This is a genomic window from Nocardia sp. NPDC004123 (assembly GCF_053603795.1).
This window is the reverse complement of sequence record NZ_JBSGGG010000022.1, coordinates 144,032-163,346: the sequence shown is the minus strand read 5'-3', so window position 1 is coordinate 163,346 and position 19,315 is coordinate 144,032. Positions and strand designations below refer to the sequence as shown.

Genomic DNA, 19,315 nt, shown 5'->3' with positions numbered 1-19,315 from the left:
CGTAACCCGTACGGTTGACCGACTTAGTTCGAGGCGATTCCCTGTCCTCGGTCGGCCCGGTTCGCCATCTGGAGTGAGACGAAATGACCCAACAGAATCCTCATGACCTGCCCGGCCCTCGGGATCCCGCACGGACCGTCACGGTTGCCGTCATCGGTGCGGGGATAGCCGGTCTCATCGCGGCTCGCGAGCTGCACCGACGGGGCATCGACGTCATCGTGCTCGAATCCGCGGCGCGGGCCGGCGGGCGGGTGATGGCCGAGACCACCGTGCTCGGTTCGAGGGTCGACCTCGGCGGCCAGTGGATCGGGCACGGGCATCATCGTTTCGAAGACCTCGCCGCAGAGCTCGGCATGACCGTCTTCGCGATGCACACCCCCGAGCAGCCCAAGATCGTCGACGGCGACAAGACCATCGGGAACTTCGGGGCGTCGGCCGCGACCGTCAATGTGGTCCTGCTGGCCTGGGAAATCGCGACGCGCCTGGGTCTTCCGCGAGCATGGACCACCCGGAGCGTGCAGTCATGGCTGCAGCGAGTACCGGGCCGGCGCGCGCGCCGGCTGCTGGAAGTTCTTGTCTCGGTGTCCACTACCGCCGACCTCGACCGTTACTCGATGCACGCGTTCCTCGAGATGGTCCGATTCCAAGGCGGACTCACCGCCATGCTCTCCACGGCGGGCGGCGCGCAGGAAAGCCTCGTCGCCGAAGGGGCTGGGACACTGGCCGAACGACTGGCGGCCGACCTCGACGACAGGGTGGTGTTCAACAGCGCGGTGACGGCGTCGCATCGCGACGAAACCGGCGTGACCATCCACTCCGCTTCCGGGACATACCGCGCCGCCAAGGTGATCGTGACCGTCCCGCCGCCCATGGCTGCTCTCATCGAACACGCGCCTCCGCTGCCCGCCGCGCGAAATCGCCTGCAGGACACCACCTATATGGGTTCGGTGTACAAGGCGATCGCAGTCTATGACCGCCCGTTCTGGCGCGAGAACGGCCACGCCGAATCGCTGATACTGACCGATCCAGGCATGGCGGTGTTCGATACCTCGACGCCCGGCGGGCCTGGCCATCTCTGCGTTCTCATCGCGGGCCCCGAGGCGCGTGGGCTCGATGATCTCACCGCCGACGCGCGCCGCGCGTTGATACTCGGCGCCATTGCCGCACAGCTGGGCTCCGCGGTGCTCACACCACGAGGCTGGCACGAAAAGTCTTGGCACCAAGACCGATACGTCGGCGGTGGTTACTTGGCGCTGCCCGTCATCGGTCACGACGAGGGGTACCTTCCGGTCTCCGCAGAACCGGTGGGCAACATCCACTGGGCCGGCAGCGAGACCGCCGGCGAACACGCCGGATACATCGAAGGAGCAATCGAATCCGGCGAACGCGTCGCGAGGGTGATCGCCGAAATATTGTCCGCCACAAGCGGAAACGACACCGCAACCGGCTCCCGGACCAGTTCGTGACCACAGCCCCGCACTCACGCAAGGAACCCGCATTGGTATCGATCGACAACAGCGAACGTCACCGGCCGGCGGACATCTCGAAGTTCGCCGCCGACATCGAACGCATCACCAACGACGGCCTCGTCGACGAACTCCTGGCCCTGTTCACCCCCGACGCGGTCGCCGACTGGATCATGGACGGCGCCCACGACCGCCACGAAGGCATCGAGGCCATCCGCAAGGCCACCATCGAACTGGTCAGCGTCGGAAAAACACTCGGACTACACGTCCGCAAGACCGTCCAGTGCGCCGACCAAAACAGCATCGTCCTGACCTGGACCGGCGGATTCGGCCCTGCCAACCGCCAATTCGGCACCGAAATCTGGACATTCCGCAACGGCCTGGTCATCCGCCAACAGATGTACACCTACCTCGACATCCGCCCCAGCACCTCACCCCTCGCGAGCCTCCGACTCCTCGGGGTATCCCCCAAAGTTGTTGCTTCCCTGCTCAAATACCGCTGGCGAACCGGCACACTAATTCGCCACTGACCAACCGCGCAGACCGCCACCGCGGTTGTCGAGGACCCGAATGACGGTACGCCTGCCGACCCGGTCACCCTCGCCAATACCCAAACCACGCAGGGCATGAGCGAGCCGCGTCGCAGGCGACAGCTACTCGTCCTGCATGGTGCTCTTCATCGTTGCCTCGACTCGTTCTCCTTCAGCGACCGGTGAATTGGGCCGGGCGGCGTTCGATGAACGACAACATGCCTTCCTTGGCGTCGTCGCTGACCGAGATGCGTCGCAATTGGTCGCGGATCGCGTCACCGGCGGCGACCTCACCGTCGGTCAGCGCGAGGCGGGCAGAGGCCAAGGTGGTTTGGATACCGAGCGGGGCCTGCGCACTGATCCGGTGAGCCAATTCGATTGCGCGGGTGAGTTGCTGGCCGGTCGCGACAACCTCTTGAACCAGTCCCAACCGCAGCGCCTGGCCGGCGTCGAACGGATCTCCGGTCAGCAGCCAGCGCATCGCGTTGCCCCAGCCGGCTTCCCGTGGCAGCCGGTAGGTGGCGCCGCCGAGAGGGAAGATCCCTCGTTGCACTTCCATCTGAGCGAATTGGGCGTTGGCGGCGGCAATTCGGATGTCGGCTGCCAACAGCAGCTCGATTCCGATGGTCATCGACCATCCGTGCACGGCGGCGACGATCGGGGTGGTCCGGGCGGGGCCGGTGGTGAAGACGGGGTTCAGCTCGTCCTCGGCCCAGTCGACGCTGTCGTCGACGATCCGGGGAAGCACATCCGCGAGGTCGAGTCCGCCGGTGAAATGCTCGCCGTTGCCGTAGAGGACTCCGCAACGTAGATCCTCGTCCGTATCGAGTACGTAGTAGGCGTTTCCGAGTGCGCGGAGCAGATCCATGTTGAAGGCGTTACGTTTCGCCGGCCGGTTCAGGCCCATCAGCAAGACATGGCCGGACTTCTCGACGGTGAGGACCTCGCTGGGCCGCAAATTCTTGATCATGGGACTCCGTACGGAGCAACCGCTGCGCGGTCGCGTAGTAGGTGCTGGTCCGCGATACGGCCAGTTCGTCATTGCGACCGACGCTACGCAGCACAAATGCCACTGATGCGACACAGAAAGCACCCATTGCGACAAGTCGGCGTGTGGCTTCCGGGCGGCGATGAGAGAGGGCCGACTCGATCGAGTTCGTCTACCGGCCTTCAAGTTTCGGTGTTGTCGCGGTCGTCGGTGGTGCTGAGTGCCTTGCGAAGCGCGGCGGTGCTTTGATAGCCGACCATCGGAGCAATCTTGCTCAAGGTGAGATTGGTCGTTCGCTGCAAGTGGCGGGCTCGCTGCGCACGCATTTGCTGCACCAAGGCGTTAGGGGTGGTGCCCAACCGCTCGCGAATGTGGCGTTCGAGGGTGCGTCGAGTTGTGCCGATCGCCGCCGCACCATCGGCGATCGAGATGCGTTCAGCAAGGTGCAGCCGCGCCCAGGTCTCGAAGTCGGTGATCAGCCGGTCCGCGGTAGAGAGGTAACCCAGCGCGGATTCGACACTGCGCGCAGGCCGCTGGTCGATGAGCAATGTCGCGGCCGTGAACTCGGCCAACTGCGGACTGACCCTCGCGACCAGGTTGATCGCGAGGTCGATATGCGCGAATGCTGCTCCCGCAGTGGTGATGTGCCCGTCCTGCACCACCATGCGGGTCATATCCAGATCGACACGGGGATAGCGTCGCTCGAACTCCGTGGTGAGCCACCAACTCGTCGTGGCCCGGCGCCCGTTGAGAATCCCTGACTCCGCGAGCAGTAATGTGCCCGTGCACGCGGCCGCGAGCTGACGACCCTGCTCGGCCCAGTCACGCAGTAGCGCACGCCAATTCGCGATATCGGGGCGCATGAGCGCATCGATCACCCCGGCGGGGCTGTTGGCTCCGAGCGCAGGAACCACCAAGATGTCGAGAGTCGCCATTCGCGAGTCGTCGAAGGTGAAGTCGATCGGGACCAGGAGCCCGCCCTGAGTGGGCACCGGTGCCGATTCGGCGGCGATGACCTGCACCGTGATCGCGGGAATGTCGCGATCGACGCGTTCGCGGGCCGCGTTCGCGGTCCGCAGCACGTCCAGCACGGTGGTCAGGCCGGAATCCCAGCCACCCATGATCGCGGCAACGCCGATCCTCATGTCGCAAACTGTAGCTGTTTTGTCGCAATAGTGATCGCCCGAGTTCATAGGGTCACGGTCATGACAACGAGCACAACCAATACCGCCATCCTGGTCACCTGCACCGCAGCCGAGGGCAAAGCCGATGCCTTCGCGGAAATCCTCGAACGCGCCTTGCCCCACATCCAGGTCGAGGAGGGGACAACCGTCTGGCTCGCTGGACGATCCGCGTCCGAACCGTCGGCGTTCTACCTTGTCGACGTCTTCGCCTCTCCGGAGGCACAGCAATCACACATGGCCGGTCAGGCCGCGAAGCTGATCCTGAGTGCAGGCTCGGACCTGCTCACCGAACCGCCGGTCGTATCACCGCTCGCGGTGATCGCGGTCAAGAACGAGTCGGCATGAAAGCCGTCGTCGGCAGGACCGACACCCACTACCGCCGGGTAAACGAGACACCTGGAGTGATCCGCGCCTGGGAAGACGGTCTACGGACCGACGCAGCCGACGGGACATTCGAGTGGTGGTATTTCGACGGACACCTCGACGATGGTTCTGTCCTGACCGTCGAGTTCCACACCAAACCCCCGTACGTGTCACCCAAAGCACCACCGACCCCGTTTGTGCTGGTGACGTTGACCCGCGCTGACGGCAGCCGCGTCGAAAAGGCCTACCTGGGCAATCCGGCAGAGTTCTTCGCCGCGACCGACACCTGTGACGTCCGTATCGGCGCAAATGTATTCCGCATTCAGGACCAGCGCTACGAAATCCACGTCGAGATAGACGAACTCACCGTCGACCTCACCCTCACACCGCAGGTCCCGCCGTGGCGTCCGGAATCAGGGTTCCTGTATTTCGGCCCCGACGAAGAGCACTACATTGCCTGGCTGCCAGTAGTGGCGCGCGGCGCGGTCGAGGCCACCGTGACGATGGATGGCCGCACCACTGGCCTGAGCGGGCTCGGCTACCACGATCACAACTGGGGCAATATCGCGCCGCGCAAGGTCCTCGACCATTGGTACTGGGGCCGAGCGCTTCTCGGCGACTACACGATCGTGTCGCTGACCTTCGTCGTCAATGACAGTTACGGCGGCACAACGGTTCCCGTACTGCTGATCGCCAAGGGTGACCGGGTCGTCGCCGCCAGAGTGGGGGACGGTGTCGAGGTGATCACCGACGACCGATCGGTTCACCCCGACACCGGGGTTCCGGTCGACCGTCGGGTGCAGTACTCGATCGAGGAATCCGGCAGCAGCTACACCGTCACCTTCCGATACAACGCCGACCTCTTCCGGATCGACTTCGGCCAGCGTGGCGCGTACCACCGCTTCCTCGGCGACGTCGACTTTGTCGAAACCCGTGACGGGCACCGCGACTCCCTGAGTGCGAAAACCGTATGGGAACTGCTGTATTTCGGTGAACGAACCCACTCGCCCAGTGACGTCCTCGGCGATGACCGACCCGCGGTAGTCGGCCACCAAGCCTGACGCTCATCCAGGCAACGCACGATCGGTGTCCGCCGGGCCACCAAGTGCCCGACCGTCCGATGCCATGTCACCACCGTCGGTGGACGCGTACGCGCCCACCGACACCATGAACTCGACAGACCGATGCAGAGGAAACCTAATCGCCCACGCCAGCGCCACCAAGAATCCCCAGGTCGATGACCTGGGGATTCTTGCGATTCATGCCTCTTACCCAGGGCTGGTCGTCCAGTACTGAACGGCCGGCGTCGGGTCAGCAACCGACTGGGCGGAACGGAATATCCAGTAGTCCATGGGTTTACAGGCCTTCGGTGAGGACTACTTGCATGTTCACTACTCAGTGTTACTATCTACTAGTAGTCAGCAACACTGAGTAGTACGAGGAGGTGATCCGTGGGCAAGCAGATGACGGAGCTGCTCAAGGGCACGTTGGAAGGCATTGTGCTGGCGATCCTGTCCGTGCGGTCGGCGTACGGGTACGAGATCACGGCGTGGCTGCGGGAGCAGGGGTTCTCCGATATTGCCGAGGGCACCATTTACGCCCTGCTGATCAGGATCGAGAAGAAAGGTCTGGTCGACGTCGAGAAGGTCGCCTCGGAGAAGGGGCCGCCGCGCAAGGTGTTCACCCTCAACGCGCAGGGGCAGGACTATCTCGACGAGTTCCGCAGGAGCTGGAACTTCCTTTCCGAACGGCTCGAACAACTTCACGAAGGCGGCAAATAGTCATGGATATCTCGAAACTCACCGCGAAGGTGATCGGCGACCTCGGCGACAAGCGACGGTGGCGGCAGTACAAGGAGCGCGCACGACGTCTGCCGGCGAACTACCGCACGGCGATCGACGCGTTCGAGCGGTACCTGATGGTGTACGGGCCGGGCGGCAGCGTTGCCATGTTCGAGGACCTCGCCGACCTTTTCGAGCAGAGTGCGGCGGATCGCACCCCGATCCGGGAGGTCGTCGGCGACGACCCGGTGGAATTCATCGAGACGTTCGCACGGAACTACCAGGAGGACGCCTGGGTCAACCGCGAACGGAAGCGGCTGGTCGACGCCCTCGAGCGCGCCATGGGCGACGACACCGGCAGCTGACCATCGCAGCTTGAAGGGAGAGCGCCCGATGGGGAAGATCGTTCATGTCGTCCACCAGTCCCTGGACGGCTACATAGAAGGGCCGAACGGTGAATTCTACTGGCCCACCATGGATTCCGACGTCGACGCGTATTGGCGCGGACTCGCCGACACGGCGGGGACTTTCCTCTACGGCCGAGTCACCTGGGACTTCATGTCCGAGTATTGGCCTCAGGCCGAGCAATGCGCATTCCATTCCGGCGACGCCGACTTCGCGCCGGTCTGGCTGGCCAAGCCGAAGGCCGTCGTGTCACGCACGCTCGACAGTGCGCCGTGGAATACTCGCGTGTTCTCCGACTTCGGGTCGCTGGCCGATGCGGCGGCTCGTGAGCAGGGGGACTTCCTCCTGTGTGGTGGGTCCGAACTCGCGTCATCGTTGACGCGCGACGGATTGATCGCCGAGTACCACATTTTCGTGCACCCGGTCCTGTTCGGCGGCGGCAAGCCCGCTTTCATCGATGTGAATGTCGGTGCGGCCCTGCGATTGACCGAATCGCGGGTGCTGGACAAACAAGTCGTTCTGCTGCGCCACGAACGGCTCGAGGCATCGAATACACCGGGATGACCAGCGCGACCCAACCGATCAGCGCCACGCGGAACGCAGCGTGGTCGAATGGTCGACCGGGTGAGGCCCCACCGCTGATGCGGAACACTAGTGCGGGGTCATGGCGGACTCGACGGTACCGTGATTCGCTTCGAATGCGCCGACGCCGCTAAGAAATCGAAAATTCTGTGCGCGGGTCGGTGATGGAAGCGTCAAGAGCCACGGGGCGCCTTCCGGGTGGATATCCAATGGGAGCTCAGGCCATGTCGAAGCTGGAGGCAGGTTATGGGCATTATCGGCAGGGAAGTCTGCCTGTCGGCGTTCCATGTGCAATGGTCGCCGGCGGAGGAGGTGTACATCGCGCGCTCCGACCAGCACCCCGGTCTCGCCGCTCGCGATGAGTGGTCCTCCCTCGCCGCCGTCGACACCCTGATCGATCTGATCGAACGCCGAGGGCGGCACGAGGATTGGTCGGGGCGGCCCGCCGCGTGAGATACGCCGGCCCCGGCTCCTATCTCGAGTTCGATCGTCGGCGGGGTGAACGACACGTTCACCGCGCTGACCTCTAACGAAAACACTGGACATCCTGGGGCTCAGGCAGGCCCCAGCGGACGTCGGACCGGCCTACACCTCGATCTGCGAGCCCATGATGACCGTGCGGTCCCGGGGAAGGCCGAAGTATTCGGCGGCGTCGGCGGTGATGTGGCTGGTGGCGATGAACAGGCGTTTGCGCCAACGGGCCATGGTGGGTTCGGGGCCGGGGCGGAGTTCGATGGTGGACAGGAAATACGAAGCCTGGGCCAAGTCCAGCGGGCCTTCGGTTTCGGCGGGGTCGAGCAATGCGAGCGCGGCTGGGACATCGGGGGTTTCCATGTAGCCGTAGCGGGCGGTGACGTGGATGATGCCGTCTTCGCGGTAGTCCAGGTGGTCGATGGCGATGCGCTGGTCGACCGGAACCCGTGGGACCGGTTCGGTTTTGATCGACAGGAAGACGACCTGCTGGTGCCGTACATGGTTGTGCTCGACATTGGCGCGCATGGCCAATGGAGCGGTTTCCTTGCCGCGGTTGAGGAATACCGCGGTGCCGGGGACGGTGACCGTTGCCGGCACGCCTTCCTGCAACAGGTCGATGAACACGCGCAGTGATCCTTCGCGCTGTTCACGGTCTGTGGTGACGATTTCGCGGCCGCGCTGCCAGGTGGTCATGATGGTGAACGCGGTCAGGCCGATCAGCAGCGGCAGCCAGGCGCCGTGCACGAGCTTGGTGAGGTTCGCCGCGACGAACAGCAGGTCGACGATCAGCAGCGGGGTCGCGGCGAGCGCGATCAGCCACATGGGCGTATGCCATTTCGCCCGTGCGACATAGAAGAACAGCAGGGTGGTGATGGTGATGGTGCCGGTCACCGCCATGCCGAAGGCGAAGGCCAAGGCGGCCGAGCTGCGGAAGGCGAACACCAGCGTCAGGACCGACACCATCAGCAGCCAGTTGATCCACGGCACATAGATCTGCCCGATGGTCGATTCGGAGGTGTGCGCGATCCGCAGCCGCGGTAGGTAGCCGAGCTGGGCGGCTTGGGCGGCAACGGAATACGCGCCGGTGATCACCGCCTGCGAGGCGATGACGGTGGCCGCGGTGGCCAGGATGACCATGGGCAGTCGTCCCCAGCCGGGGACGAGCAGGAAGAACGGCGCGCCGGCATTGGCTGGGTCGTCGAGGATCAGCGCCCCCTGTCCCAGGTAGCTGAGCGTGCATGCCGGAAAGACGAGGAACAGCCAGGCCCGCGTGATGGCGCGCCGGCCGAAATGCCCCATGTCGGCGTAGAGCGCCTCGGCGCCGGTGACCGCGAGCACGACCGCGGCGAGTGCGAAGAACGCGATTCCGAAGTGGCCGAACAGGAATCCGAGCGCATAGGTGGGTGCGAGCGCCTTCAGGATTTCCGGATGCGCGGCGATGCCGGTGACGCCCAGTGCGCCGATGGTCACGAACCACACGATCATCACCGGCCCGAACATGCGGCCCACCGCCGCGGTGCCGCGCCGCTGTACGAGGAACAGTCCGATGATGATCACCGCCGTGATCGGCACGACCAGCTCCGCGAGCGAGGGCTGTACGACCTTCAGACCCTCGACGGCCGACAGCACCGAGATCGCCGGGGTGATCATGCTGTCGCCGAAGAACAGTGACGCACCGAAGATTCCGAGCGCCGACAGCGCCAGCGCGGTGCGCCGCCCGCCCGGCGCGACCCAGCGCCGCAGCAGCGTGATGAGCGCCATGATGCCGCCCTCACCCTCGTTGTCGGCGCGCATCGCCAGCAGGACGTAGGTGACGGTGACGATGATCATGACCGACCAGAACACCAGCGACACGACACCGAACACGTTGTCCCGGCTCACCGGAACCGGATGCGGGTCACCGGGATCGAACACCGTTTGCAGGGTGTAGATCGGGCTGGTGCCGATATCGCCGAACACCACACCGAGCGCACCGACCACGACCGCCAGCCGGGCCGTGTCGTGCGCGGCGGATACGCCCGGTGTCGAGTGCGGGGCGGTGGTGTCACCCGTTGCTCCAGTCGGTCGCTGCTCGGTCACAGTGGTACCTCCTCCGAGCGGGCGGCCGTGCGGGTGCCCGCGAATCGTGCCGGACGTTACCGGCTCGTAGGGACAACGTCCGACACGCCCTCATTCCAGCGCGGCGGTGACCACTGCAAGGGCCGAAACGGGTCTCGGCCAACGCGATGTCAGGCTCGAGACGTCGCGGCAATCCCTCCCGCCCTGTTGCGGCGCAAGCTCAGCACTCGGCCGGCGGCTCTTTCAAGGACCGAGCGATACTCTGCAAGCCGGCCGCCATCGTGAGGAGTCCTTCTTGCGGCGGTGTTCGACAGCGCTCGTGCGACCGCCTCGCCCCGGTCGGTCAGCCGCAGCGGCCCGGGAACCGTCAGGGGCTCGTCCCAACTGCCGTGGTTATCGGTGACGAGGAGGCCATGCGCCGCGATCAAGCGGAGAGCCGACGCCAGATCCGCGCCCTGCGCCGACACAAATCTCTGCAGAAGCGCTGTATTGCACCCGGATTCGGAAAGCATGTCGAGGATCTCGACGACGTGGCCATGGGTTGCCAGCTCGTCCAGCAGCATCGGGTCATCGTGATCGCCGACCAATCGAACCATCTCCTCTTTGCCCGAAAATCCTCCGGACGGAAGATGGAAGATAGGCGCGTCGGGGCGGTGGCAACAGCCGCGTTGACGCACCTTTGGCGCTGTCGACCTGCTTCTTTGCAATATCTATACGACCTGATGACGAAGCCGCCGCGGCCCATTCGGGATCGCGGCGGCTCCTGTCCTCGGCGCACCCGTGACATGCCGGTGACGGCTGCGCCGGAGGTTGGTCAGCCCTGGCCGGGCTTGTGGCCGTGGTTCGCCTTCTTCTTGCGGCGGGCGCGCTTCTTACTGGCTCGTTTGGGCATGTATTGCTCCCGGAGAATCCCGACTGGGTCAGGCGGTGTGGGTGAGTTGGTTGCTCCACGCGGCGAGCCGGGTGCGGGCACGCGAATTACGCACCAGTGCAGCAGCTTTCATAGGCGCAGTGCCCTCGTAGTAGCCGCCGTTCATGACCGGCGTGCTGGATGTGGCCAGCTGCACCAGTAGGGCTGCGGCGCTGTCGAGCGGCGCGGTGCGGTGGCTACGCAGGCGCGGCAGGTCGATCTCGAAGTCGGCCGGATGCACGCTGACCGAGGTCAGTCCGTCCGGCCCGGTTTCGGCCAGGGAGCGGCTGAACATGGTCAGCGCCAGCTTGGACTGCGCGTAGATCGCGAATGGCGTGTAGATACCGCGATTGCGGTCCAGGTCCGAGTAGTCGATGTTCCCGGCGGCATGCAGCCTCGACGTGACAGTGACGACCCGACCCCGGGCCGCTTCGAGCGCGGGAATCAGCGCCATGGTCAGGCGGTGCGGCGCGAGATAGTTGACCTGGAACGTCATTTCGTGCCCGTCCTCGGTGTGAGTGCGCGCATCGGGAGCCGCGATGGACGCGACATTGATCAGCGCTTCCAGGCGAGTGAACTCCGCAGCCAGTGTGCGGCCGAGTTCGTCGACCTCGGCCAGGCGGGTGAAATCGGCCTGCACCATACACACCTGGCCGGGCTCGGCCGTAGCCTGCAGCCGCTGCATCGTCTCGTCGGCATGGTTCTTGTCCAGAATGTGCGCGATGACGGTATCGCCGTCGGCGATCACCCGCTGCGCCGTCGCGAAACCGAGGCGCGTATCGGCCCCGGTCACGAGGACGGTACGGGCGCTGGACAGGGTTGCGGACATAGCTCTCCGATCAATGAGGGGGTGGCCCGCGCCGAGGCGCGGAAGCACACGAGATGTTCGCGATGACACTCGCGGGAAGGTGTGGAACGTCGCACTGACACTGGCGACACCGCGGCGCAGATACGCTGCGCAGCAAGGAATATGACGAACCAGCTAGGCCGGACTCGGCGGCTCGTCCTCACTCTGGAAGCCGAAGAGCTCCAAAGCGGACGGCATGCGCTCGACTCGGTACCGGGCAACGTCGACAGCAACGCGCAAGGCGCGACGAGGGTCGACAGTTGCAGTCACATCTGGGATATCACCCCATCAAGCAACCCCAAGCAATACTTCCGGGCCCGGTTTGACGGATATTTGACATGCCCCGACGCTGAAGCCGATAGCCCGCCATCACAGATCAGGCCTGCCCGCTCGCGCCCGCCCACGAGCCGTGCGGTGCCGCTGGGTCATGGCCGCAGGTCTACCTGACCACAGTCGGCTGCCCCCGCTCCCACCCAGCACCAATCTTGGCCACGACCTCGGCATGCTGCCCTACATCGCCGAAGCCGCCGACCGGCTCAGCGCCCGATCATGATCAGTTTTCGTCCAGCAGGTGGTTGATTGGTCGCAGCATGGCTGGTTGATTGGTCGCAAAGTTAGTGGTTGATTCGTCGCTATCCGGGTGGTTGATTCGTCGCGATGGATCCGATGGATTGGTCGCTACCTTCCACCGAACTATTCCGGCGATCCCCGGTTCGCTGCCGACAGTGAGGACATGCTCGGCGTGGCATACGACGGGCGAGCTTCCTCGTCGTCAGCGCGTAGGCCGTCATCGCCGCCCCGGCTGCTGCTTCGGGGCGATTGAACCGCCGATAGTCATCGGTGAAAATGGACAGCGCCGCCTTGTACCGATACCGCTGAGAAGAGCGCTGAATGTGGTTGGAGCTCGTCCTCATCGCGCTGCTGGGCATTGCGGTGATCACTGTCTCGCGGCGGCTGTGGCCCGCCCGGAATCGAGGCCTGGGCACCGACGTCGCCGACAGTGACAACGACCCCGGACACGAGTGGGGCGGGCTGGCCGGGCTACTGGTCGCAGGGTTCCGACGCTTCGTAACCCCGAGAGTGTGGCCACGGATCCAGCAACGACTGGACAACCAGCGGGAGCGGCGGGAGCGGCGGCGACGCTGAGCCTCATGGCCTCTCGGCATGGATGGGTCGAATCGGGTGGGTGGTGAATCCTTTTCGCGGTTGGTTGCTCTTATGGGGGTGCGGGCTTCCAGGTCGGCACGTGGAGGAAGGGTTCTCATGACCGTAGTGGTCGTTGCCGTGGTTGTTGCGGCTGTGTCGGTTTGTAGTTGTGTGCTGTTCCTGCGTAATCGGAAGCGGTCGCGTGGGTAGGGGCACGCCGTCCTCGTGGCCTGCGGCGGACATTGTGGTCGCGGCCCAGGGCGGGGATGAGGCGTCGATTGCGGCGTTGGTTTCCGGTGCGCATCCGCATGTGCGGCGGTTCGCGTATTCGCTGTGCGCGAGCAGTCAGGATGCCGAGGATGCGGCGCAGGAGGCGATGATCGTGCTGTATCGCAAGATCGGAACTCTGCGGGCCACGGGTGCGCTGGCCTCCTGGATGTTTCGGATCGTGCGCAACGAATGCTTGCGGCGAGTCGCGGATATGGCCCGGCGCTCCGAAACGAGTGCCGAGGCGTGCACCGCCTCGGCCGAGGACGATGTGCTGGCCCGGCTGGAGATCGAGCGGGTGGCCGCGGCCATCGCGTCCTTGCCCGCCGATCAGCGCCGGGTACTGATCATGCGTGACGTTCAGGGCCTGCCGGGAAGTGTGGTGGCCGAATCGGTCGGGCTGAGCACGGCGGCGATGAAGTCTCGGCTGCACCGTGCCCGCACCACCGTGCGCTCCGAGCTGGATGCCTGGAAGGAGGCGGCAGCGGAATGAACAGTCGTCTCACCTCGGGCGAAAGGTCTTTCGCCAGCACGTCCGTCCCTGCCCATCTGGCACGAGGAGTCATCGGATTCGGGCTGCTCGCCGGATCGGTCGCCCTGGCACCGGTTTTCGGCATACCGAGTCTGCTACTGCTGCCGATCGGTGTCCTGGCCCTGCGCGGCTGTCCCGTGTGCTGGGCGATCGGCCTGATCCAGACGATCTCACGAGGACGCCTGCAACGCTCCTGCACCGACGGCGCCTGTCACCTGACCCGCGTCGAAGGGAGCGTCAGGCGCGGGCCGCGCGCACCGACACGGTGATCGCGGCCGCGCCCACGATCGCGCCGGCGGCGACGAGAGCAGTTGCCGCCCAGCCGAACCAGCTCACCGCGGCCGCGCCGAACGCGGTGCCCGCACTGCCGCCGACGAAGTACACCAGCATGTACGCGCTGTTGAAACGCGCTGTCGCGGCCGGATCGATGGCGAGCACGGTGCTCTGATTGGCGACCTGCGCGGCGAACAATCCGGCATCGAACAGGCCCAGGCACGCCAGCGTGACAACGGTATTCGACAGGCTCGTCGCGAGAATCACGGTCGCGGCGGCCGCGAGCCCGAGCCCGGCCAGGATCACCCGGCGCGCCCCGACCCGATCGGTCCAGGCCCCGGCGACCCGCGTCGCCACGATGCCGAGCAGTCCGGCGCAGGCGTAAAGCCCGATGCGCTCGGCGGAATACGAGAACGGCGGTTCCGACAGGGCCACCGACAGTCCGGCCCACACCGCACAGAAGGCGAAGAACCACAACGCACCTCGCCCGGCAGCCAGCCGCAACACCGGGAACCGCGCGTACAGCCCCGGCAGTCCGTGCAGCAGCCCCAGGTAGCTGGTGCCGGCGTCCCCGGTTTCGGCGGGCAGCACCGCGCGCGCCGCGACCGCCACCACCGCGCAGGCCGCCGCCAGCAGAAGCAGCATGCCGCGCCACCCGATGGCATCGGCCAGCCACCCGCCCACGATGCGCCCCAAAAGAATTCCCGCCGAGATCCCCGCCGTGACCACGCCCAGCACGGTCGCCCGCCGCGCCGGTTCCGCGAATCGGCCTGCCACCGAACTCAATTGGGCCCCGACCGAGGAGCCGGCCCCGATCACGCCGATGGCGAGGCCGAGCAGCCACGGCGACCCCACCGCCGCCGCCCCGGCCAGCGCCACCCCCAGCGCCCAGAACTGCGCCGCCACCACCGTCCGCGGCGGCACCCGATCCACCAGCGGCACCAGCAGCGCGAGCCCCACCAGGTACCCCACCGGCCCGCACGCCAACGCTCCCCCGACCTCGGCGAGCGATGACCCGAACGACCCGGCCACCGCCGCGATGGCCGGCTGCAGCGGATAGATACTGGCAGTCCCGAACGCGGCCGCGATGGCGATGAACCACACCACCGGCGTCCGCAGGCCCGTAACCCGTTCAACGGCAATCAGTTCCGTTTCCATACTCCCGACGCTACGAACACCCCACCCGTGCGGCTGGCGAGATTCAGACATCACCGTCACGCCGGCAGCGGCGTGGTGGCAATGTGTCAGCGCATTCCTGCTACTCCGTTGCGGGGATGTCTGTTCCGCGATGACTGGGGCGTCGAGCAGGTGGTCGGTGACGGCACGTCATCTGCCGGCGTCGGTGTCGATCTGCTGGGCACGGCGGAGGAGGAGAGGGTCGTGGGCGTTGATCAGCAGCACGTCGGGGGACTGTCCGGCCCACAGCTCGGCGAGGCGTTCGTGGTTGGCGCGAACTGCGTTCATGTCGTGTGCGACAAAACGTTCCATTGCGGTCAGGGCTCGTGGCACCGGGGTGAGGCCGTCGATCTGGCCGTGGTGGTAGAAGGAGTCGCCGGCGTGGAAGATCCATCGTTCGCCGGTGTCGACGGCGATGGCGGCGTGGCCGCGAGTGTGGCCGGGCAGGCTGATCATGACGAGGCCGGGGGTGATCTCGGTGAGTTCCTCGGCGGCGGCGAAGCCGTACCAGGGATCGCCGTCGCCGGGGGTGTGGCAGACCAAGGTCGGGTGGTGATCGCGGTGGGTGGGCAGGTAGCGGGCCTTCTCGACGAAACCTGCCGGTTGCCGGGCCGCTTTCTCTTCATCGGCGGTGAGATGCACTCTGGCCCAAGGAAAGTCGGCGAGCCCGCCGGTGTGGTCGGCATCGAAGTGGGTCAGCACGATATCGCGGACATCACGCGGGTCGAAGCCGAGACGTTCGAGTTGCCGAATGGCGGACTCGTTCGCGTCGAACCTGGGGCGCACGTAGAACCGGGCCGAACCGAATCGGGCTGCGGGGTCGGCGGCATCGCGCAGCCCCAGCCCGCTGTCCACCAGCACGAGGCCGGTGCCGGTCTCCAGGAGCAGGACGTGACACACCAAACCTGCGGGAGTGCATGGGGGATGCATGGTGCCGCAGTTGAGGTGGTGGACTTTCATCCCAGCGCCTCGAGCATCGCCGTCATGGCTGCGGGATCGCCCCCGATGAGGCCGGCGTCGATGGTCTGGATCGGATTGCTGCCGTCCCAGTTCGCGGCTGCCATCCGGACCAGGTCGAAGACGAGCCGCTTGGTGCCGCCGACATCGGAGATCTCGATGACGGTGCCGGGGTGATGCTCCGTCTCGAGGTAGGCGAATCGGCCGTCGGCACCACCGATGCGACCCTCCTGCCCGACGGTGAATCCGGCCGCGAGCACCCGATCGTAGAGCTGCTGGTAACGGTCGCTCCAATAGGCGATGTGTTGCACGCCTTCGTGTCCCGCCTCGAGGAAGTCGCGGTACATCGAGGGCGCGTCGTTGACGGGGCTGATCAGCTCGATCTGAATGTCACCGCTGTTGGCGACCGCGACATCCATCACCATCGCCGACGGTTCACCTCGGTAGGTGAAGTCCTCCGGGCGTACACCGCGCAGGAAGAACCACGGACCGATACCGCAGGCGACGAAGTTGCGCATCGATTCCTCGATATCGCGCACCACGTAACCGATTTGGGCGATGCCGCCGAACAGGTTGGCCACCGGGTCGGGGGTCGGCGCCGGACCGGGGTGGGCGTCGGCGAACGACAGGACGATCTTGCCGGTGGCCGCGTTGTCGCGCAGGCGCTGCGCGGCGGCCCGCGCGTCGTCGACCGGGTAGACACTGTCGAGCGTGGGGGTGATCTTCCCGGCGGCGAGCGCGGGCAGGACCCGGTCGGCGAGCGCGCCGACGACGTCGGCGAGTTCGGTGCGGGTGCGAATGCTGAAGGTGGTGCCGAGCACTCGCTGACGGCGGAAGGCCAGGGTGTCGAGATCGAGATCGGTGCCCGCACCGGCGAGCCGGCCGATGCTGATGATCGTGCCGCCGATCGCGGTGGCGGCGGGCAGCTGCGCGAAGAGGTTCCCGCCGACGTGGTCGAGGGTGATGGTCGCGCCCTTGCCGCCGGTGGTCGCGAGCACCACCGCTGCCAGGTCCTCGGCGGTGGTGTCGACCACCACGTCGGCGCCCGCGCGCAGCAGGGCAGGCCGTTTACCCGCGCTGGTCGTGGTGGCGATGACCGTGCCGGCACCGAGGGCCTTGGCGAGCTGGATGCCGATCAGACCGATCGAACTGGCGCCGCCGACGATGAGCACGGTGTCGCCCGGGGTGAAACCCGCCTGGGTGACCAGTGCGTCGTGTTCGGTGATCAGGCCGACGGGCAGGGTCGCCGCGGCGTCGAAACCGAGATTATCGGGGATCGGCACCACCAGACGGGGGTGGCACAGGGCGTAGTCGGCGAAGGCTCCGGCGGTGATGCCCATGACCCGGGTACCGACGGGCAGGTGCGGTGCGAGCAGGCTGGAAGTCTCGACGACTCCGGCGACCTCCATGCCGGCGACGAAGGGCCCATCGCCCTGCGAATTGGCGGTGTAGCTGCCGTCGAGGGCGTAGAGGTCGGCACGGTTGAGACCGGCCGCCATGACCTGGATGCGGATGGCGCCCAACTGCTCTGGCAGCTCGCGGTCCTCACGAACCCACTCGGTTCCCTTGCCGCCGATGAGTGCACGCATTGTGGTCTTCTCCTCGCGTTCGTTCGAGTCCATGGCGGGAGTCAGTCGCCGAGTTCCGGAGGTGTGGTGTTCAGCAGGCGCGGGTCGGGTTCGCCGGTGATGGTGGCGGCTCCGGCGAGGGCTCGCGCGAGAGTGAGCAGGTCGCGGGGTTTGCGTTTGTCCAGACCGCCCAGCAGTTGTTTGAGGACGGTGAGCTGGTCGAAATAGATCCGCTCGATCGCCAGGTGCTCGTGCTCGTCGAACACGAAATAGGCCGTCATCCTGGTCCGATGGGCCGATCCGGTGGGCGGGATTTTGCCCAGCGGCCCCAAATGGGTTCCCAGCAGCCAGAATTCGACGATCACCGCGTCATGGCTGTGGCGCAGGGCGATGATCTCGTGGTCCTGGTCGGGGAAGGCGACGCGGGTGTCGCGGTAGTAGTCGCGGACCTCGGTGTCGCCGTCGTGGACGACCATCGGTGCGATCAGCTCGTAGTGCGGGTGCGGGAACGTCGACAGCGTGGCGTCCCAGTCCTGGGCCACCTCGTCGTGGAAATGATCGAGCACCAGCTTCTCCCGGGCGCGCAGCACGGCTTCGGGCGGCAGGGTGAATCGTGAAGACATGGTTGGTCTCTCCTCAGCGCTGAGGGCCATGAGTGAGGTGGCCGTGGTGGAAGGTGGGGTGGGTACCCGGGTTGGTCCAGACGCCGGTGAGTTCGCTGGACGGGAAGAACTGCAGGAAGCGTGGGTCGGCCTGACTGCGGTCGGCCAGCGTCTTCTCGAGGATGATCGAGTTGTACTGGTCGGCGGTGGTTTCCATGGTGTTGGCGTTGAGCACGATCTCCTGTCGCCATTCCCGCGCCCACCGCGCCAGCCCCGGCAATCGGGAGTGTTCCGGGGCGAGCGCCTCGGCCGCGATCACGTTCTCGCTGCTGACCCAGATCCCGGTCGAGGTGTTGACCACCAGGCTCTGATTGCCGAACACGTGCCCGGGAGTCTTGACCACGGCGACACCGGGCCCGAGGACGACCGAGCCCTCGATGGGCAGGAACGCCTCGGCGGGAACATCCCGGTACGCGGCGGGCTGGTACCACGGCTGCTGCAGCGGATGCAGCTCGGCCATGCCCGCGAGCTCGTCGCGTTGCACGATGACCTTGGCGTTGGGGAAGATCGCCGCCGGTGTGGTGTCGAGGTCGGTCTGATGGACGGTGGTCCCGATCCAGCGCCGCAGGTCCTGGGTGTGGAGATGGTCGAACATCAGATAGTCGACCTCGTCGCGCGCAATGCCCAGGCGAGACAGATGGCCCAGCACCGTACCGTGTTCGGTGACCATGCGCCGCTCGATCATCGCCGGGGTCCGCCGGGAGAGATTGTCGAAATACGGTGTGTAGCGGCCGAGTTCGACGTCGGAGGGCTCGAACAGCAGGGTGCGGGGGCGTCCGTCGGAGTCGTGCCAGCGGATCACGAGCATCCGGTTGGTGATCGACAGGAACGGCGCGATCGCCCGCGAGGCGCGGAACAGACCGAACCGCGTCGGATACGGCAGGGTCACCAGATCGCAGGTGGTGATGCTGTCGGGGGTGCCGGTGCCCGGGAATTCGCGACGGAACGCCTGCGCCTGTTCACGCGCGACCCGCAGCCGTGCGCCCGGACCGCCCTCGACGTGCGCGAGATCGGTGAAAGTGTCGATACGGGTTCCAACGGCCGGTAGATCGACCACATCGGAAGTGCCCCAGGGGAAACGCATGCCGGACTCCAATATCCACAGCGTGGGTTTTATGCAGTCGTGACGATATACCCACAGTGTGG

Annotated in this window: 20 protein-coding genes; 10 read left to right on the top strand and 10 right to left on the bottom strand. The window is 65.9% G+C overall.

Going from position 1 to position 19,315, the window contains the following annotated elements:
- Positions 1–83: 83 nt before the first annotated feature.
- Positions 84–1,466: a flavin monoamine oxidase family protein gene (locus tag ACWEQQ_RS30235; protein ID WP_452350631.1), complete on the top strand. Its 1,383-nt coding sequence runs from the start codon at positions 84–86 to the stop codon at positions 1,464–1,466.
- A gap of 32 nt (positions 1,467–1,498) precedes the next feature.
- Positions 1,499–1,996, top strand: a complete 498-nt coding sequence (locus ACWEQQ_RS30230) for a nuclear transport factor 2 family protein (RefSeq protein WP_452350630.1) — start codon at positions 1,499–1,501, stop codon at positions 1,994–1,996.
- A 172-nt stretch (positions 1,997–2,168) separates the two neighbouring features.
- Here the strand turns inward: ACWEQQ_RS30230 and ACWEQQ_RS30225 are convergent, their stop codons facing one another.
- Positions 2,169–2,966 (bottom strand): crotonase/enoyl-CoA hydratase family protein, encoded by a 798-nt coding sequence (locus ACWEQQ_RS30225; RefSeq protein WP_452350629.1) that lies wholly within the window; start codon positions 2,964–2,966, stop codon positions 2,169–2,171.
- A gap of 200 nt (positions 2,967–3,166) precedes the next feature.
- Positions 3,167–4,177 (bottom strand): GlxA family transcriptional regulator, encoded by a 1,011-nt coding sequence (locus ACWEQQ_RS30220; protein ID WP_452350628.1) that lies wholly within the window; start codon positions 4,175–4,177, stop codon positions 3,167–3,169.
- A 12-nt stretch (positions 4,178–4,189) separates the two neighbouring features.
- On the opposite strand from ACWEQQ_RS30220, the gene ACWEQQ_RS30215 reads away from it, so the two are divergent.
- The 6 genes from ACWEQQ_RS30215 (at position 4,190) to ACWEQQ_RS30190 (ending at position 7,752) form a co-directional block, all read left to right on the top strand.
- Positions 4,190–4,513, top strand: coding sequence for a putative quinol monooxygenase (locus tag ACWEQQ_RS30215; protein WP_452350627.1), 324 nt, complete (start codon positions 4,190–4,192; stop codon positions 4,511–4,513).
- A complete protein-coding gene (locus tag ACWEQQ_RS30210; RefSeq protein WP_452350626.1) occupies positions 4,510–5,592 on the top strand; it encodes a lipocalin-like domain-containing protein in 1,083 nt (360 codons plus the stop codon). The genes ACWEQQ_RS30215 and ACWEQQ_RS30210 overlap by 4 nt, the downstream gene beginning before the upstream one ends.
- A 390-nt stretch (positions 5,593–5,982) precedes the next feature.
- Positions 5,983–6,312 carry a PadR family transcriptional regulator gene (locus ACWEQQ_RS30205; protein WP_402766252.1) on the top strand — a complete coding sequence of 110 codons (330 nt, stop codon included), beginning with the start codon at positions 5,983–5,985 and terminating at the stop codon, positions 6,310–6,312.
- 2 nt (positions 6,313–6,314) lie between these two features.
- Positions 6,315–6,677 (top strand): DUF1048 domain-containing protein, encoded by a 363-nt coding sequence (locus tag ACWEQQ_RS30200; protein WP_452350625.1) that lies wholly within the window; start codon positions 6,315–6,317, stop codon positions 6,675–6,677.
- 28 nt (positions 6,678–6,705) lie between these two features.
- Complete coding sequence (locus tag ACWEQQ_RS30195) at positions 6,706–7,281, top strand: dihydrofolate reductase family protein (protein ID WP_452350624.1); 576 nt, start codon at positions 6,706–6,708, stop codon at positions 7,279–7,281.
- A 264-nt stretch (positions 7,282–7,545) separates the two neighbouring features.
- Positions 7,546–7,752: a hypothetical protein gene (locus ACWEQQ_RS30190; protein WP_452350623.1), complete on the top strand. Its 207-nt coding sequence runs from the start codon at positions 7,546–7,548 to the stop codon at positions 7,750–7,752.
- A gap of 132 nt (positions 7,753–7,884) precedes the next feature.
- Here the strand turns inward: ACWEQQ_RS30190 and ACWEQQ_RS30185 are convergent, their stop codons facing one another.
- The 3 genes from ACWEQQ_RS30185 to ACWEQQ_RS30175 form a co-directional block, all read right to left on the bottom strand.
- The gene (locus ACWEQQ_RS30185; protein WP_452350647.1) at positions 7,885–9,762 is read right to left on the bottom strand and encodes a potassium transporter Kup; all 1,878 of its coding nucleotides are present in this window, start codon (positions 9,760–9,762) and stop codon (positions 7,885–7,887) included.
- A 239-nt stretch (positions 9,763–10,001) separates the two neighbouring features.
- Positions 10,002–10,394, bottom strand: coding sequence for a hypothetical protein (locus tag ACWEQQ_RS30180; protein ID WP_452350622.1), 393 nt, complete (start codon positions 10,392–10,394; stop codon positions 10,002–10,004).
- Positions 10,395–10,751: 357 nt separating this feature from the next.
- Positions 10,752–11,570: an SDR family NAD(P)-dependent oxidoreductase gene (locus tag ACWEQQ_RS30175; protein ID WP_452350621.1), complete on the bottom strand. Its 819-nt coding sequence runs from the start codon at positions 11,568–11,570 to the stop codon at positions 10,752–10,754.
- Positions 11,571–12,479: 909 nt separating this feature from the next.
- Between ACWEQQ_RS30175 and ACWEQQ_RS30170 the strand changes: the two genes are divergently transcribed.
- Positions 12,480–12,734, top strand: a complete 255-nt coding sequence (locus ACWEQQ_RS30170; protein WP_452341778.1) for a hypothetical protein — start codon at positions 12,480–12,482, stop codon at positions 12,732–12,734.
- A 202-nt stretch (positions 12,735–12,936) separates the two neighbouring features.
- A complete protein-coding gene (locus ACWEQQ_RS30165) occupies positions 12,937–13,494 on the top strand; it encodes an RNA polymerase sigma factor (protein ID WP_452341777.1) in 558 nt (185 codons plus the stop codon).
- A gap of 276 nt (positions 13,495–13,770) precedes the next feature.
- Here the strand turns inward: ACWEQQ_RS30165 and ACWEQQ_RS30160 are convergent, their stop codons facing one another.
- The 5 genes from ACWEQQ_RS30160 to ACWEQQ_RS30140 all read right to left on the bottom strand — a co-directional run bounded on the left by ACWEQQ_RS30160 (position 13,771) and on the right by ACWEQQ_RS30140 (position 19,253).
- Positions 13,771–14,964 carry an MFS transporter gene (locus tag ACWEQQ_RS30160; RefSeq protein ID WP_452350620.1) on the bottom strand — a complete coding sequence of 398 codons (1,194 nt, stop codon included), beginning with the start codon at positions 14,962–14,964 and terminating at the stop codon, positions 13,771–13,773.
- 168 nt (positions 14,965–15,132) lie between these two features.
- Positions 15,133–15,942, bottom strand: a complete 810-nt coding sequence (locus ACWEQQ_RS30155; protein ID WP_452350619.1) for an MBL fold metallo-hydrolase — start codon at positions 15,940–15,942, stop codon at positions 15,133–15,135.
- Positions 15,939–17,528 carry a zinc-binding dehydrogenase gene (locus tag ACWEQQ_RS30150; protein ID WP_452341773.1) on the bottom strand — a complete coding sequence of 530 codons (1,590 nt, stop codon included), beginning with the start codon at positions 17,526–17,528 and terminating at the stop codon, positions 15,939–15,941. Before ACWEQQ_RS30150 ends, ACWEQQ_RS30155 begins: the two co-directional genes overlap by 4 nt.
- A 41-nt stretch (positions 17,529–17,569) precedes the next feature.
- Positions 17,570–18,130 (bottom strand): ester cyclase, encoded by a 561-nt coding sequence (locus ACWEQQ_RS30145; protein ID WP_452350618.1) that lies wholly within the window; start codon positions 18,128–18,130, stop codon positions 17,570–17,572.
- Between the two features lie 13 nt (positions 18,131–18,143).
- Positions 18,144–19,253, bottom strand: coding sequence for a hypothetical protein (locus ACWEQQ_RS30140; protein WP_452350617.1), 1,110 nt, complete (start codon positions 19,251–19,253; stop codon positions 18,144–18,146).
- Positions 19,254–19,315 lie beyond the last annotated feature (62 nt).

What these genes read in the sequence shown, in the direction of transcription:
- ACWEQQ_RS30225 (WP_452350629.1), bottom strand. Translation starts at nt 2,966, where the DNA reads ATGATCAAGAATTTGCGGCCCAGCGAGGTCCTCACCGTCGAGAAGTCC.
- ACWEQQ_RS30200 (WP_452350625.1), top strand. Translation starts at nt 6,315, where the DNA reads ATGGATATCTCGAAACTCACCGCGAAGGTGATCGGCGACCTCGGCGAC.
- ACWEQQ_RS30215 (WP_452350627.1), top strand. Translation starts at nt 4,190, where the DNA reads ATGACAACGAGCACAACCAATACCGCCATCCTGGTCACCTGCACCGCA.
- ACWEQQ_RS30220 (WP_452350628.1), bottom strand. Translation starts at nt 4,177, where the DNA reads ATGAACTCGGGCGATCACTATTGCGACAAAACAGCTACAGTTTGCGAC.
- ACWEQQ_RS30150 (WP_452341773.1), bottom strand. Translation starts at nt 17,528, where the DNA reads ATGCGTGCACTCATCGGCGGCAAGGGAACCGAGTGGGTTCGTGAGGAC.
- ACWEQQ_RS30190 (WP_452350623.1), top strand. Translation starts at nt 7,546, where the DNA reads ATGGGCATTATCGGCAGGGAAGTCTGCCTGTCGGCGTTCCATGTGCAA.
- ACWEQQ_RS30180 (WP_452350622.1), bottom strand. Translation starts at nt 10,394, where the DNA reads ATGCTGCTGGACGAGCTGGCAACCCATGGCCACGTCGTCGAGATCCTC.
- ACWEQQ_RS30210 (WP_452350626.1), top strand. Translation starts at nt 4,510, where the DNA reads ATGAAAGCCGTCGTCGGCAGGACCGACACCCACTACCGCCGGGTAAAC.
- ACWEQQ_RS30140 (WP_452350617.1), bottom strand. Translation starts at nt 19,253, where the DNA reads ATGCGTTTCCCCTGGGGCACTTCCGATGTGGTCGATCTACCGGCCGTT.
- ACWEQQ_RS30145 (WP_452350618.1), bottom strand. Translation starts at nt 18,130, where the DNA reads ATGTCTTCACGATTCACCCTGCCGCCCGAAGCCGTGCTGCGCGCCCGG.
- ACWEQQ_RS30160 (WP_452350620.1), bottom strand. Translation starts at nt 14,964, where the DNA reads ATGGAAACGGAACTGATTGCCGTTGAACGGGTTACGGGCCTGCGGACG.
- ACWEQQ_RS30170 (WP_452341778.1), top strand. Translation starts at nt 12,480, where the DNA reads ATGTGGTTGGAGCTCGTCCTCATCGCGCTGCTGGGCATTGCGGTGATC.
- ACWEQQ_RS30175 (WP_452350621.1), bottom strand. Translation starts at nt 11,570, where the DNA reads ATGTCCGCAACCCTGTCCAGCGCCCGTACCGTCCTCGTGACCGGGGCC.
- ACWEQQ_RS30235 (WP_452350631.1), top strand. Translation starts at nt 84, where the DNA reads ATGACCCAACAGAATCCTCATGACCTGCCCGGCCCTCGGGATCCCGCA.
- ACWEQQ_RS30155 (WP_452350619.1), bottom strand. Translation starts at nt 15,942, where the DNA reads ATGAAAGTCCACCACCTCAACTGCGGCACCATGCATCCCCCATGCACT.
- ACWEQQ_RS30195 (WP_452350624.1), top strand. Translation starts at nt 6,706, where the DNA reads ATGGGGAAGATCGTTCATGTCGTCCACCAGTCCCTGGACGGCTACATA.